A 13369-nucleotide genomic window follows, 5' to 3' on the forward strand; every position below is an offset into this window, starting at 1 on the left:
GCATTCCCCGAAAGGTCGAATCATGAACGCCAATCCCCATAATCCTCAGCACTCCTCATGGACGGTCCGCGAGTCCGACGTCGTCGTGATCGGCGCGGGACCGTCCGGCTTGTCCGCTGCCACCAAGCTCCGTGAAGCCGGCAAGACCGTCACCGTGGTGGAGGCCCGCGAGCGTGTGGGTGGGCGCACCTGGTCGAAGCACGTGGACGGCGCGTTCTTGGAGATCGGCGGTCAGTGGATTTCCCCGGATCAAACGGTGCTCTCAGACCTCGTCGAAGAACTCGGCTTGGGCACGTTCTCGCGCTACCGCGAGGGCAAAGGCATCTACCGCGCACCGGATGGAACGGTGACGCAGTACACCGGCGAGATGTTCCCGGTTTCCCATGAGACCGAGCAGGAAATGCAGCGTTTGATCGACCTTCTGGACGATCTCGCGGCGGAGATCGGTCCGCACGAGCCTTGGGCTCACCCCCAATCGCGCGAGTTGGACACCATTTCCTTCCACCATTGGCTCCGGGAGCAATCGTCGGACGAAGAGGCCTGCAATAACATCGGCCTTTTCGTGGCCGGTGGCATGCTCACCAAGCCTTCCCACGCCTTCTCCGCACTACAGGCCGTGCTGATGGCGGCCTCGGCGGGTTCGTTCTCGAATCTTGTGGATGAAGATTTCATCTTGGATAAGCGCGTCATTGGTGGCATGCAGTCCGTCTCCGAGGCCATGGCGAAGCGCCTCGGGGGAGACGTCATCACGGGTCACCCTGTGCGGGTGTTGCGGTGGCAGGAAGAGGGCGAATACCCGGTTTTGGTCGAGGCTGAGGAATTCTCCGAATCGGGCGAGGCCACCGGTGCCGGCGTAATTGTGCATGCCCGCCGGGCAGTCGTCGCGGTTCCGCCCAACCTCTACAGCCGCATTTCCTACGTCCCGGCTCTCCCGCGTCGCCAACACCAGTTGCATCAGCATCAGTCCCTGGGCCTCGTTATTAAGGTGCACGCCGTGTACGAGACCCCGTTCTGGCGGGCTAAGGGCCTCTCCGGTACCGCATTCTCTGCCGATTCCCTGGTCCAGGAGGTCTACGACAACACCAACGTGGACCCTGCCACCGGCGAGGAAGAAGCGCGTGGAACCCTCGTGGGATTCGTGTCCGACGAAAAGGCGGACCACGTCTTCGCGATGTCCGAGCAGGAACGCAAGGAAGCCATCCTCGAATCCATCGCCGAACTGCTGGGCGAAGAAGCCAAGAACCCGGTGGTCTATTACGAGTCCGACTGGGGCAACGAAGAATGGACTCGTGGGGCCTACGCCGCGAGCTACGATCTCGGCGGTCTGCATCGTTACGGCATGGATCAGTCCGAGCCGGTCGGCCCGATCCACTGGTCCTGCTCGGATATTGCCGCGGAGGGCTACCAGCACGTTGACGGAGCCGTCCGGATGGGGCAAAAGACCGCCGCCGTTATTGTGGATTCACTATGAAATACGTCGTCGGCTATACCGCGGATCAGAAGGGACGCGACGCCCTGAATCTGGGCATCGCGCTCGCGCGGTCCATGAATTCCGAGCTCGATGTGGTGCTCGTCCTCAAAGTGGAGGATGCCTACACCGGCGTGCTCCGGGGAATGGGCAACTACACGGAATTGGTGGAGCGTCAGGCCAAAGAGTGGCTGCGCGAGGCCGCCTCCCTGGTCCCGGAGGACGTCACCGCCAGATATCATCTGCGGCGTTCGGCGAATGTCGCGGCGGGTCTCATGGAGATGGCTGAGGTCGTTAACGCCGGGGCGATCATCGTTGGTGGATCGTCGCACAGCATTTGGCTGTGGCACGGCATCGGATCGGTCGGCAATGCGTTGCTGCACCGCGCCACGTTGCCGGTGATCATGGCCCCCAGTAGTTACAAAGAATCGACGTCGATCACCTCGATCGACTGCGCTGTTAGCCCCAAGGTGGACTCGATCGGCCTGGTTGAGGAAGCCATCGCGACCCTGAATCGCACGGAGTTGCCCGTTCGGCTGGTGTGCATGGTGAACGGTTCCTCCGCTGAAGACGACGGTCGCGCGCAAGCGGCGGTCGAGAAGCTCGTGGCCGATTCCAGCGTCCGTCCGGAGGAGCCCGAGAAGCTGAAGGTCGTCGTGGGTCATGGCCGCGGTATTGCGGAGGCCGTGGAATCGGTCGAGTGGGAGGAGGGCGCGATCCTGATGGCCGGTTCATCCAAGCTGGCTCAGCGCGGTGAACTCTTCCTGTCGACCACGACGACCGCGATACTCTCGCGCCTGCCGATCCCAGTGGTGGTGGTCCCACGCGACTACCACCCGGGGCGGTATGGCTCCGAGTCTCAACCGTGGACCGGTCAGATGAAGGCCATCTAGCCCGGCCAGAGGCGATTCGGGCCGTTCTGGCATATCATGAAACAAATTTTTCCTAATGGTTAACGAGGGTACGATCCCTGCCATAGGACACACGAAAGAGGTTGAGACCATGGCCATCGATGTTGATGCTTTGCTCGCTCGCGTTCCCACCGGCTTGTTGATTGGAGGAACCTGGCGGGATGCCTCCGACGGCGGCACGTACGACGTCGAAAACCCCGCAACCGGTGAGACGATCGCACGTTTGGCTTCGGGCACGAGCGACGACGCCCGTGCCGCTTTGGACGCTGCATGCGAGGTTCAGGCCGAATGGGCCGCAACTCCCGCGCGGGAACGGTCCAACATCCTCCGGCGTGCTTTTGACCTGGTGCAAGAGCGCAAGGAAGAGTTCGCGACGCTCATGACCCTCGAGATGGGCAAGCCCCTGGCCGAGGCCCGCGGCGAGGTCGTTTATGGCGGTGAATTTCTTCGGTGGTTCTCGGAGGAAGCCGTTCGTGATTACGGTCGATACGCCCCAACGCCCGAGGGCAACCTGCGGATGTTGACGGTCCGCAAGCCGGTCGGCCCTTGCTTGCTCATCACGCCGTGGAATTTCCCGCTGGCCATGGGAACCCGGAAGGTCGCCCCTGCCGTGGCCGCTGGTTGCACGATGGTCCTCAAACCGGCCCGGCTTACCCCTTTGACGAGCCAATACTTCGCTCAGACGATGCTCGACGCCGGTCTGCCGGCGGGTGTCCTCAACGTCGTCTCGGGTGCTTCGGCTTCGGCGATCTCCAATCCGATCATGGATGATTCCCGGTTGCGTAAGGTCTCCTTCACAGGATCGACGGAGGTCGGCAAACAGCTGATGGCCAAGGCCGCGCAGAACGTGTTGCGCACCTCCATGGAGCTCGGTGGGAACGCGCCGTTCATTGTCTTCGAGGACGCTGACCTGGACGACGCCGTTGCTGGGGCGATGGGTGCCAAAATGCGGAATACCGGCGAGGCCTGCACCGCGGCCAACCGGTTCCTCGTGCACGAATCCGTGGCCGAGGAATTCGGCCGGAAATTCGCCGCGAAGATTTCGGAGCTCACCATGGGTAACGGACTGGACGAGAAAACCACCTGCGGTCCGCTCGTCGAGGCCAAGGCCTTGAAGTCCATTTCCGAGCTCGTCGACGACGCCACCGAACGCGGGGCGAAAGTGCTCGTCGGAGGGAAGGCAGGGGAGGGTGCCGGCTACTTCTACGAGCCGACCGTCCTGGCCGATGTGCCAAGCGACGCCCGAGTCATCACCGAGGAAATCTTCGGTCCGGTAGCACCCATCGTGACCTTCTCGACCGAAGAAGAAGCGATGAAGCTGGCCAATGCCACGGAGTTTGGTCTGGCCTCGTACGTGTACACGCAAGACATCTCGCGCATGTTCCGAGTCTCCGACCACCTCGATTTCGGCCTCATGGGCTTCAACGCGGGCGTTATCTCCAACGCGGCCGCGCCGTTCGGCGGAGTCAAACAGTCCGGCTTGGGCCGCGAAGGCGGGGCCGAAGGCCTCGACGAATACACCACAATCCAATACATCGGCATCAAAGACCCCTACGCAGGGCACTGATACCCCCCCGACTTTCACCCAGATATTCAGTAGGAGGAACCTTATGGTCACCCGACTCAAGAACTTCATCAACGGCGAATTCGTGGAATCTTCCGCGACGGAGACCCTCGACATCGTCAGCCCCGTCACCGGTGAGACCGTCGCGGTCTCCCCGATTTCGACCGATCAGGACATTGACGCCGCCTACGCCGCGGCCGCGAAGGCCTTCACGACCTTCCGCAAGACGACTCCTTCGGAACGTCAAAAAATGTTGCTGGACCTTGCCGATGCCATGGAAGCCAACGCCCAGCGTCTGGCCGACGCCCAGTACCGAAACACCGGGCAGCCCCGGGAGACCATCCTCTCCGAGGAGGTCACCGGAGGCGCAGACCAGATTCGGTTCTTCGCCGGTGCTGCCCGTGCGCTCGAGGGGAAGGCCGCCACGGAGTACGTCGAGGACCACACCTCGTACGTACGCCGCGAGCCGATCGGCGTCGTCGGACAGGTCACTCCGTGGAACTACCCGCTGGACATGGCGATTTGGAAGCTCGGGCCGGCACTGGCCGCCGGGAACACGGTGGTCCTCAAGCCCTCCGACACCACCCCGGAATCCACCCTCGTTCTGGCCGAGCTGATCTCGGAGATTTTCCCCGCCGGCGTCGTGAATATCGTGTTGGGCGACGGACAGGTGGGCGCCAAGGTGGTGGGGCACAAGACCCCTCGCCTCGTCGCGATCACCGGATCCGTTCGGGCTGGTCGGGCCGTCGCTGAGTCTGCGGCGAAGGACCTCAAGCTGACCCATTTGGAGCTCGGCGGCAAGGCGCCCGCAGTCGTCTTCGCCGACGCCGATCTCGAGCGCACGGCCCAAATGCTCACGGAATTCGGATATTTCAACGCGGGGCAGGACTGCACCGCCGTGACCCGAGTGCTCGTTGAGGAGTCCGTAGCTCAGGAGTTCACCGCATTGTTGGTCAAGGCCGCCAAGGCGACCAAGACCGGTTCCGAGGACGACGCCGAGAATTATTACGGCCCCCTCAACAATGTGAATCATTTCCGCACCGTCATGGGTAAGCTCGAAAACCTGCCCGAGCACGCGGTCGTTGAATGCGGCGGCAAGCAGCTGGGAGAAAAGGGCTTCTTCATCGAACCGACCGTGATTTCTGGCGTCCGCCAAGACGATCCGATCGTTCAGGAAGAGACCTTCGCTCCGGTCCTGACCGTGCAGACGTTCACGAATGAGGAAGAGGCCCTCGAGCTGGCCAACGACGTCGACTACGCCTTGGCCTCCTCCGTGTGGACCTCGAATCACGGAACCGCGATGCGGGTCTCCCGTGACCTCGATTTCGGCTGCGTCTGGGTCAACACTCACGTGGTGCTCGCCGCGGAAATGCCGCACGGCGGATTCAAAGATTCCGGCCACGGCAAGGATTTGTCCATGTACGCCGTCGAAGAGTACACGCGCGTCAAGCACGTGATGCACGACCTCAGCGCCTAACCGTACTTCGCCAGAAAGAGGCTTCATTCATGACCGAGATTTCATACCGTCTCCCTCAGGAGATCCGACTCAACGGGCAGTTCCCCGGCCCCAAGTCGAAGGCCCTCGCTGATCGCCGCGCCAAGGTTGTGCCGGGCGGCGTGGCCTCGTCCGTTCCGGTGTACGCTGCCGACGCCGACGGCGGCGTGATCGTCGATGTCGACGGAAACTCGCTGGTTGACCTGGGCTCCGGCATCGCCGTGACCTCGGTCGGCGCATCCGCCCCGAAGGTCGTCGAGGCCGTTCAAGAGGCGTCGCAGCACTTTACGCACACCTGCTTCATGGTGACCCCGTACGAAGGGTACGTTGCGGTGGCGGAGAAGCTCGCCGAAGTCACCCCCGGTGATTTCGAGAAGCGTTCCGTGCTGTTCAACTCCGGTGCCGAGGCCGTGGAGAACGCCGTCAAGGTGGCTCGAGCGGCCACCGGGCGCAACGCCGTCGTCGTGTTCGACCATGCATATCACGGCCGCACGAACCTCACGATGGCGCTCACGGCCAAGGCCGCGCCCTATAAGCGTGGGTTCGGTCCGTTCGCCTCTGAGGTGTACCGCGTGCCCATGAGCTACCCGTACCGCGAACCCGCGGAGATTGACGGGAAGGAAGCCGCCGAGCGCGCGATTTTGCAGATCGAGAAGCAAATCGGCGGACAGGACGTTGCCGCGATTCTCATTGAGCCCATCCAGGGTGAGGGCGGATTCATCGTTCCGGAGGAAGGTTTCCTGCCTCGACTGGCCGAGTGGGCGCGTGAAAATGGCATCGTGTTCATCGCCGACGAGGTGCAGGCGGGATTCTGCCGCACGGGTAAGTGGTTCGCCGTCGATCACGAGGGAGTCGAACCCGACCTGGTGACGCTCGCTAAAGGCATCGCGGGAGGCATGCCGTTGTCCGCGGTGACCGGCCGTGCCGATCTGCTCGACGCCGTGGGCCCCGGTGGCCTGGGTGGCACATACGGCGGCAACCCCGTTGCGTGCGCCGCCGCCTTGGCCTCGATCGAGACCATGGAGGAGTGGAACCTCAACGAACGCGCCGCCTCTATTGAGAAGTCGGTTCGCAGCGCGCTCGAACCGTTGGTCGATGAACTCGACATCGTGGGTGAAGTGCGTGGCCGTGGCGCCATGATGGCCGTGGAGCTGGTTTCGGATTCCGTGTCCAAAAAGCCGCATCCCTCAGCCGCGAAGGATATTGCGGCCTACTGCCTCGAACGCGGCGTCGTAATCCTGACCTGTGGAACGTACGGAAATATCATCCGTTTGCTTCCCCCGCTCACGATCGGCGACGACCTCCTCGACGAGGCCTTGGCAGTTCTCGTGGAGGGCATCCGCTCGGTCTAAGCCCGAGAAGCCCCGAACATCACGACGACGGTGCGCGACCTTCCGAGGGAGGGAGCGCACCGTCGACGTATGTGAAGTAAAAGGACGTGTCATGTGCAAGTGGGCGCACGTCATCAATAAATATTTTCAAGAAAATGCGACAGGGGCCGTGCAAATTGACCAGAATATCCCCCATGAGTCATTCCCCCTATGATGAGCCCGTTTCGCCTCAAACATCGATGGGTTCCACTGCTCGCCGTATTCGGTCCGGTGAACCGAACGGACACAAGCTCAAATCGCGACACGTCACGATGATTACCCTCGGTGGAATCATCGGCGCGAGCCTCTTTGTGGGCTCCGGCAACGTCATCCGATCCGTGGGCCCAGCCGCCGTGGTCTCGTACCTCATCGGCGGCTTGTTGGTTTTCCTCGCGATGCGCATGCTCGGCGAGATGGCGGCCGCGCGTCCGGCCATCGGTTCGTTCATGGAGTACGCGCGAGAAGGGCTCGGCGACTGGGCGGCTTACCTCGTGGGCTGGCTCTACTGGTACTTCTGGGTGGGCGTCCTCGCGTACGAGTCCGTTCTGGGTGGAGAGACCCTCCACGGCTGGTTCCCGGCGATTCCGGCCTGGGCGGGATCCTTCGCCCTCTTGGCGCTCTTCGTGGGCACCAACCTGATCTCGGTGCGGACCTTCGGCGAGGTGGAGTTCTGGCTCGCGAGCATCAAAGTCATCTCCATTGTCGTCTTCCTCGTGGTGGGCGTGCTTTTCGCGCTGGGATGGTGGCCGCACGCGGACTTCTCGGTGGGTAACCTCTGGCAACATGGAGGATTTGCGCCGCACGGTTTCGGGGTGGCCTTTACCGGCGTCGCCTTGGTGATTTTCTCCTACTTCGGGACCGAGATCGCCGTGATGGCCGCGGCCGAATCCGAGGACCCCGCCAAGGGAATTCGGCAGGCCACGTCCACGGTGATTTGGCGCATCCTGTTGTTCTTCGTGGGTGCGGTCCTGGTGATTACCGCCGTGATTCCGTGGGATGAACTCCCGGTGCCGAGCGACGTTTCGCAAGCTCCGTTTACCCTGGCCTTTGCGAAGTTTGGGCTTCCCGGGGCCGACTTGGTGATGCAGCTGATCATCTTCACAGCTGTGCTCTCGGTGTTGAACTCCGGCCTCTATTCGGCCTCGCGCATGTTCGCGGCCCTCGCAGACCAGGGATTCGCGCCCAAATTTGTGACCCGCCGTTCTCGCGGAGGCGTCCCTTATATGGCGCTCTTGGCCTCGACGACCGGTGGCGTGGTGGCCACCATCGTTAACTTCGCCGCACCGGATTCCGGTGTCTTCGACTTCATCATGAATTCCGCGGGACTCGTCGCACTCTTCGTGTACGTATTCATTGCCCTCACGCAAATGAACCTGCGCCGCAAGATGACGCCGGAAGAGCGTGCGGGGCTCAAACTCAAGGTGTGGTTCCACCCGTGGCTCAATCTGCTTCTGATGGCAGGCGTCGCGTTTGTCCTGGTGGTCATGCTGACGACGCCGGATGGCCGGAGTCAGGTGTGGACGAGCCTCATTGCGACCCTCGTATTGTTGATTTTCTGGCCCCTCGTCCGTCGCGGGCTCAAGAAGCGGAAGGCGGCTCAGCGCGGCTGAGTCGCAGTGGGCCGTCGTCGGTGAAGCGTTTCAAAAGTCTTGCGAACGTAGTCTTCTCGTCGACCGTCCACCCCGACGTTCGCGCGTCGATAGCTCTCCTGAGCCGAGAACGAGCCATGTCCATCGCCTCATGACCCGCTGGGGTGAGGGAAAGCAGCGCTTGACGTCCGTCGTCCGGAGAACGCTCGACCCGGAGGAGACCCTGCGCGGTCAGGGACGAGCAGCGGCGACTCACGACGCTGCGGTCGAGGCCCAGGTGACGGGCCACCGTTGCCGCGTTGACGGACTCCTCTATTCCGAGACAGCGTTCCAAGGCGCTCAGGGTCGTGTACGTGCCCGCATCGAAGCCCTCGTGAATTCCGGCGGTGAGTTCGGCGTAGAGGGACGTTCTGAAACCTTGGTTGAGTATTGCACCTAGCGCTGCGGAGATCTCATGTGCTTCCTGTGACATAGCCGAATTATATGTGCAATATGCACATATTTGATATGTTCTGTGCATGATGCACATAACTGAGGTGGGCCGGCCCCTGATGAAAAAGATGCTTGATGAGATATTCAACCAACGGCGGGTGCCCCTCGAAGAGATCGTTGAGACGTATTTCGCCCGGGGCTACCGGCAACGGACCAATGGGTCGTGGTCAACCCGGGATGAATTCGTTTCCCATCTTTCGAGGGTGCGCGACGTCGTCGAAAGCATGGATATCACCGTGGCGAGTGAACTCGTCGAGGGTGAGCGGTACGCGGATCACCACATCCTCCGAATCCACAAGAGGAATGGCGAATCGACCGTTCAGGAAGTGTACGTATTCGCGCGTCGAGATCAGGACGGACGGTTCCTCGAGCTTCAAGAGGTCACCCTGATGACCGAGGGCTCAGAAAGGGATCGAGGGCTCGGGCAGGCCTAGATGCCCTGCCACGAGCTCTCGATGTGCGGTTACGCCGACTTGGCCCAACGCCACCTGTAATAGGCGATCCATGCGGCATTGAGTGCTACGGGTGCCGCCACTTTCGTGAGGCGAGGGGCCAGGCCGTGGGCTAAACCTGAGGCGACGGCGGTTCCTGCGGTCAGTGCGCCAAAGCGGGTCAGTCGGTTGACAGCGGACCAGCCCAAGAATTCCTGGAGATCCGCATCCCGAAGGCCCTGCTCTCGGGCGTAGGCGGCGTACGGGATGTCTTCGACGAGCCCGGATATTACGGCGCGAGCACCGTACTTCTTGGACTCACGTTCCACCAGGGAGAGTGTTTCGGCGGTGATGCCGGGACGGTCCAAGAATTCATTGCGGGTGCGGCGCTTGCCGAGTTCTTGGGCGCGGTAATACGTCAGTGCGCCTCCCACAAGGGAACCCGCCGTGGCTGAGATGGTGGCGGAGAGCCCGCGCCGGGCATGACGCACCGCGAGGTTGGTGGTCCACACCTCGGGGGAGATGACGCCCAAGGCACCGTCGGCGATACCGAGGCCGAAGGCCACCACATGAGCGCGGAGTGCACCCGAGCGAGCAGAATTCGAGCCGTTCTTCGCGGAGCCGTTGTGCGTTCCTCGCGACCTCGTGGATCGCTCGGCGATGGCCTTCTGACGTTCTTTGGCCTCGTGACGGCGCTTTTTGGTCTCGTCCGGCGAGAGGGAGATCTGCCACTCGCTGCGACGCTTCTGTTTTTTCGGGACAAACCCCATCTGTGCTCCTTCGATTGGTGTCCTCCATTCACCCTACCCGCCGCTTATGCTGGACCTATCAATCGCTCGTCCGCAGAAAGCAGGAGTCATGGAGGAGAGCACTCGCCGCACTGACCGACCTCGAACCGCGCCCTGGGCCCGAGTCTCCGTTCCTTGGGAGACGGTGGAATCCGTGGGCCGCGGAATTCCCGACAACACGCGACATGCCTTAGTGAAGGTCGCTGACGCAGCCCATCGAGCCGGAATCCCGCCACGGAAGCTATCGCTGGTGGCCGCCGGAAGCGGGCTCTTGGCGGCGCTGACCTTGGCCCTCAGCGCGTGGGCCGGATCGGACCTAGCGCGATTCTGGTGGTCGTTGCTCGCCGTAATCCTCCTGGGGCTCCGGCTTGCGGGAAACGTGGTGCTGGAATCGCTCCGAACCAAAGTGGCGGGGAACCGTCGCATCGGAGACATTCCGGTGAACCTTATCGACGCGGCCGCCGACGTCCTCTTGCTGCTTGCCGCGGGCGCTGCCACACGTCAGGTTTGGCTCACGTCGGATCATCTCGACACCGGTCTGACCCTTGCCTGGACCGCAGCCCTGCTGGCCGTCGTCGCCCCGTACCTCACGGCCCTAGGGGAACTGGGCGAGATCGGCACCTTCCTGCAAGGGCCGATGAATAGTCGTCGAACCATGTACGTGCTCATCGCCGCCGGCATCCTGAGTTGGTTTGAAGCCTTGGGATCGGCGAGGGGATATATCTTCGCTGTGGCGCTCGTGGTGATCGTGGCGGGATGGGTGACGACGATCGTGTTGCGCCTGTGGTTCATGGGCCAGGAGCTCACCGTCCGTCGGGCCGAAGCGGCCGGTCGAATGACCCCGGCGCTGGATTCTCGGACAGATATCTCCAAGGCCGCGTCTCGCGAGGAACTGGCTACCCGTCGGATCGACTTGGTCCGCCCGGAAACCCCGGCATCCAACCTGCGCAGGCCTCCCTCGACACGCGTCGAAGATCCCACGAATGGACCGAAGCCCGCTTAAACCGCTGAGGGTGACGCCGTCGTATGCCCGACGTCGTCACCCTCAACAGGTGCAGCTACCAGCCCGATTTAGCTCTTGCTGGGCTTCGGCTCCGAGGACTTGGATGGCTCCGGGGCCGAAGACGACGGGCTACTGCTCGGCTTCGAGTTGTCATTCGAGTTGTTATCCGAAGAGGGCCCTGACGATGGGGACGACGACGGCGCAGGCGCCGGGGTCGCCTTGGGGCCGGAAGAAACGGTGATCGTCACCGTCGATCCCTGAGGGACCGAGGTGCCAGCCTGGGCCGACTGCCGAATCACGGTTCCGGCGGGTTCGCTGGAATCTTGGTTCACAATTTCCGTCGAGAGCAAGGTGTCTTGGCTCGTCAGTGTGGCAATGGCGGCGTCACGGTTGAGCCCGACGACGCTCGGAACCTGAACCTTGCCAGTGGAGAGGATCAGATCCACCGTGCTCCCGGCGGCCGCCTGACCTCCGAGTTTGGGTTCGGTCCCGATCACCATGCCGGCTTGAACCGACGCGCTATTGGCGTTTTGTACTCGTCCCGCTTTGAGCCCCAACTCCTCCAGCCGGGATCGCACGTATGCTTCGGACTGCCCCGCGAGGTCATCGGGAATCGTCACCGAGGAAGGTCCCTTGGAGACCTTCAACGTCACCGTAGAGTCCTTCTCGACTTGAGTCCCGTCGACCGGGTCGGTGCCGATCACGTGGCCGGACTCGACCTTGTCGGAGAAGTCTTCCTTGACGTTGACCTTGAGGCCTTCATTGCGGAGGTTGTCTTCGGCCTGCTGTTCGGCCTGATTCGCGACGGTTGGGACGTTCACGTAAACGGGCTTATTGAGCTGGTTTTGGTAGTAGAGCCAAGCTCCCAAGGCCGTGGCCGCGAGCAGGAAAATGATGAGTCCGAGGATCACGTTTTTCCAGGCCGTACGGCGTCGCTTCTTTGCGGCAAGGGCCTTATTTCGCTCGTACTCGTAGAGTTCCTCGTCGGTGTACTCGTCCTGAGCCGACGGAAAGAAACCGGAGACGTTGGCGTCTTCCATCTGGGTTTCTGAGCCGTCGCTCGTGGTATACCCGGAGTCGTCGTCCGGGCCGGCGTTTTCGCTCGAGACCAGTGAGGATTCGTAGGCTTCGTCATCGTTGGCTTGTTCGTGCCTGTCGGCGGCCCGCGACGCCGCAGCCCCCGCACCGGCAGCGGCGACTCCAGCGGCAATGCCGGTGACCCCGCCGATCGCTTGCGTCGGTTCTTCCTCGTTGGAACCGGCGTGGTCAACGCTGATGCCGTGTGAGGCGTTGTCGAGGGCGTACGCAAAATCCTCGGCCGACTGGAAACGGTCGGCCCGGTTTTTCTCGAGGGCCTTGAGCACGAGCGCATCGAGGGCGGGCGAGATGTCCTTGCGGAATTCGCTCGGCGGAGCGGGGGTTTCGCGCAGGTGTTTTCCCACAATGTCGACACTGGAGTCGCCCTCGAAAGGGGGACGCCCGGCGAGCATCTGATACAGAAGGCAACCGACCGCGTAGAGGTCCGAACGTTCGTCGACGGTCTCGCCGCGCGCTTGCTCGGGCGAGATATAGCGGGCGGTTCCCATGATGGTCTGGGCTTCGGTGAGCGGTTTGGCGCTTTCCGTCATCGCTCGGGCGATGCCGAAGTCCATCACCTTAATGCGTGAGGGTCGGTCGAGGGCACGGTCCTCTTCGGTGCGGTCCAAAACCATCACGTTCGCGGGTTTGACGTCGCGGTGAATGATGCCGTGCTCGTGGCTGTAGCGCAAGGCGTCCAACACGCCATCCGCGTAGCTCAGGGCGTGATCAAACGGGAATTGACCCTCGCGGGACATCGCGGCCTTCAACGTGGTTCCGCTGAGACGCTCCATGACAATGTAGGGGACGGCGTCGGCATCATCCTGATCTTTCAGAATGGTGTCGTCACCTTCGAGGGTGTCCGCCTTGACCTGAGGCATGGGCGCGGTCGCATCAGGATCGGCATGGGCTTCCTCGGCCGTCATGGGCCGAAAGGTGCCGGTATCGAACACGGCGACGACGGTCGGATGGTTCAGCGACGCAATGGCCTCAGCCTCCCGGCGGAACCGGGTGCGGAACACGGCGTTTTTGGCATGCTCGGGTCGCAACACCTTGATGGCGACCGGGCGACCTAGGCGGGTATCTTCCGCGGCGTACACCGTGGCCATGCCGCCGGAGCCAAGAATCTCTCCGAGCTCGTACCGGTTATCGAGAATGCGAGGGACGCGCACTGTCATAGA

11 protein-coding genes are annotated in these 13369 nt (G+C 62.5%); 8 read left to right on the forward strand and 3 right to left on the reverse strand.

Translation table 11 applies throughout. The annotated features are described in order from the left end of the window. Positions 1–22: 22 nt before the first annotated feature. The 6 genes from B9Y51_RS04525 (at position 23) to B9Y51_RS04550 (ending at position 8418) form a co-directional block, all read left to right on the forward strand. On the forward strand, positions 23–1471 hold the full coding sequence (locus tag B9Y51_RS04525) for a flavin monoamine oxidase family protein (RefSeq protein WP_085528952.1): 1449 nt from the start codon (positions 23–25) through the stop codon (positions 1469–1471). After that, positions 1468–2361 (forward strand): universal stress protein, encoded by an 894-nt coding sequence (locus tag B9Y51_RS04530; RefSeq protein WP_085528953.1) that lies wholly within the window; start codon positions 1468–1470, stop codon positions 2359–2361. The genes B9Y51_RS04525 and B9Y51_RS04530 overlap by 4 nt, the downstream gene beginning before the upstream one ends. Positions 2362–2470: 109 nt before the next feature. After that, complete coding sequence (locus B9Y51_RS04535; RefSeq protein WP_085529670.1) at positions 2471–3946, forward strand: NAD-dependent succinate-semialdehyde dehydrogenase; 1476 nt, start codon at positions 2471–2473, stop codon at positions 3944–3946. Between the two features lie 43 nt (positions 3947–3989). After that, entirely contained in the window at positions 3990–5420 is a 1431-nt protein-coding gene (locus B9Y51_RS04540; protein WP_085528954.1) for a gamma-aminobutyraldehyde dehydrogenase, read from the forward strand. 29 nt (positions 5421–5449) lie between these two features. Then, on the forward strand, positions 5450–6790 hold the full coding sequence (gene gabT / locus B9Y51_RS04545) for a 4-aminobutyrate--2-oxoglutarate transaminase (RefSeq protein ID WP_048683286.1): 1341 nt from the start codon (positions 5450–5452) through the stop codon (positions 6788–6790). Between the two features lie 173 nt (positions 6791–6963). Next, complete coding sequence (locus B9Y51_RS04550) at positions 6964–8418, forward strand: amino acid permease (RefSeq protein ID WP_085528955.1); 1455 nt, start codon at positions 6964–6966, stop codon at positions 8416–8418. Here B9Y51_RS04550 and B9Y51_RS04555 read toward each other — a convergent pair. After that, the gene (locus B9Y51_RS04555; protein ID WP_158088251.1) at positions 8387–8869 is read right to left on the reverse strand and encodes a MarR family winged helix-turn-helix transcriptional regulator; all 483 of its coding nucleotides are present in this window, start codon (positions 8867–8869) and stop codon (positions 8387–8389) included. The genes B9Y51_RS04550 and B9Y51_RS04555 overlap by 32 nt on opposite strands. Before the next feature lie 46 nt (positions 8870–8915). Here B9Y51_RS04555 and B9Y51_RS04560 point away from each other — a divergent pair, with 46 nt between their 5' ends. Then, positions 8916–9323 (forward strand): nuclear transport factor 2 family protein, encoded by a 408-nt coding sequence (locus tag B9Y51_RS04560; RefSeq protein WP_143468004.1) that lies wholly within the window; start codon positions 8916–8918, stop codon positions 9321–9323. A gap of 29 nt (positions 9324–9352) precedes the next feature. On the opposite strand, the gene B9Y51_RS04565 is transcribed toward B9Y51_RS04560, so the two are convergent. Next, the gene (locus tag B9Y51_RS04565; RefSeq protein ID WP_085528958.1) at positions 9353–10090 is read right to left on the reverse strand and encodes a hypothetical protein; all 738 of its coding nucleotides are present in this window, start codon (positions 10088–10090) and stop codon (positions 9353–9355) included. Positions 10091–10178: 88 nt separating this feature from the next. Between B9Y51_RS04565 and B9Y51_RS04570 the strand changes: the two genes are divergently transcribed. Further along, positions 10179–11111, forward strand: a complete 933-nt coding sequence (locus B9Y51_RS04570) for a hypothetical protein (RefSeq protein WP_085528959.1) — start codon at positions 10179–10181, stop codon at positions 11109–11111. 68 nt (positions 11112–11179) lie between these two features. Here the strand turns inward: B9Y51_RS04570 and pknB are convergent, their stop codons facing one another. Continuing rightward, the gene (gene pknB, locus B9Y51_RS04575) at positions 11180–13366 is read right to left on the reverse strand and encodes a Stk1 family PASTA domain-containing Ser/Thr kinase (protein ID WP_085528960.1); all 2187 of its coding nucleotides are present in this window, start codon (positions 13364–13366) and stop codon (positions 11180–11182) included. Positions 13367–13369 lie beyond the last annotated feature (3 nt).

Source organism: Kocuria massiliensis, assembly GCF_900169715.1.
GTDB lineage: Bacteria > Actinomycetota > Actinomycetes > Actinomycetales > Micrococcaceae > Rothia > Rothia massiliensis.

Bases quoted from the DNA above. Each gene is read 5' to 3' on its own strand.
- B9Y51_RS04525 (WP_085528952.1), top strand. From the start codon at position 23: ATGAACGCCAATCCCCATAATCCTCAGCACTCCTCATGGACGGTCCGC.
- B9Y51_RS04530 (WP_085528953.1), top strand. From the start codon at position 1,468: ATGAAATACGTCGTCGGCTATACCGCGGATCAGAAGGGACGCGACGCC.
- B9Y51_RS04535 (WP_085529670.1), top strand. From the start codon at position 2,471: ATGGCCATCGATGTTGATGCTTTGCTCGCTCGCGTTCCCACCGGCTTG.
- B9Y51_RS04540 (WP_085528954.1), top strand. From the start codon at position 3,990: ATGGTCACCCGACTCAAGAACTTCATCAACGGCGAATTCGTGGAATCT.
- gabT (WP_048683286.1), top strand. From the start codon at position 5,450: ATGACCGAGATTTCATACCGTCTCCCTCAGGAGATCCGACTCAACGGG.
- B9Y51_RS04550 (WP_085528955.1), top strand. From the start codon at position 6,964: ATGAGTCATTCCCCCTATGATGAGCCCGTTTCGCCTCAAACATCGATG.
- B9Y51_RS04555 (WP_158088251.1), bottom strand. From the start codon at position 8,869: ATGTCACAGGAAGCACATGAGATCTCCGCAGCGCTAGGTGCAATACTC.
- B9Y51_RS04560 (WP_143468004.1), top strand. From the start codon at position 8,916: ATGATGCACATAACTGAGGTGGGCCGGCCCCTGATGAAAAAGATGCTT.
- B9Y51_RS04565 (WP_085528958.1), bottom strand. From the start codon at position 10,090: ATGGGGTTTGTCCCGAAAAAACAGAAGCGTCGCAGCGAGTGGCAGATC.
- B9Y51_RS04570 (WP_085528959.1), top strand. From the start codon at position 10,179: ATGGAGGAGAGCACTCGCCGCACTGACCGACCTCGAACCGCGCCCTGG.
- pknB (WP_085528960.1), bottom strand. From the start codon at position 13,366: ATGACAGTGCGCGTCCCTCGCATTCTCGATAACCGGTACGAGCTCGGA.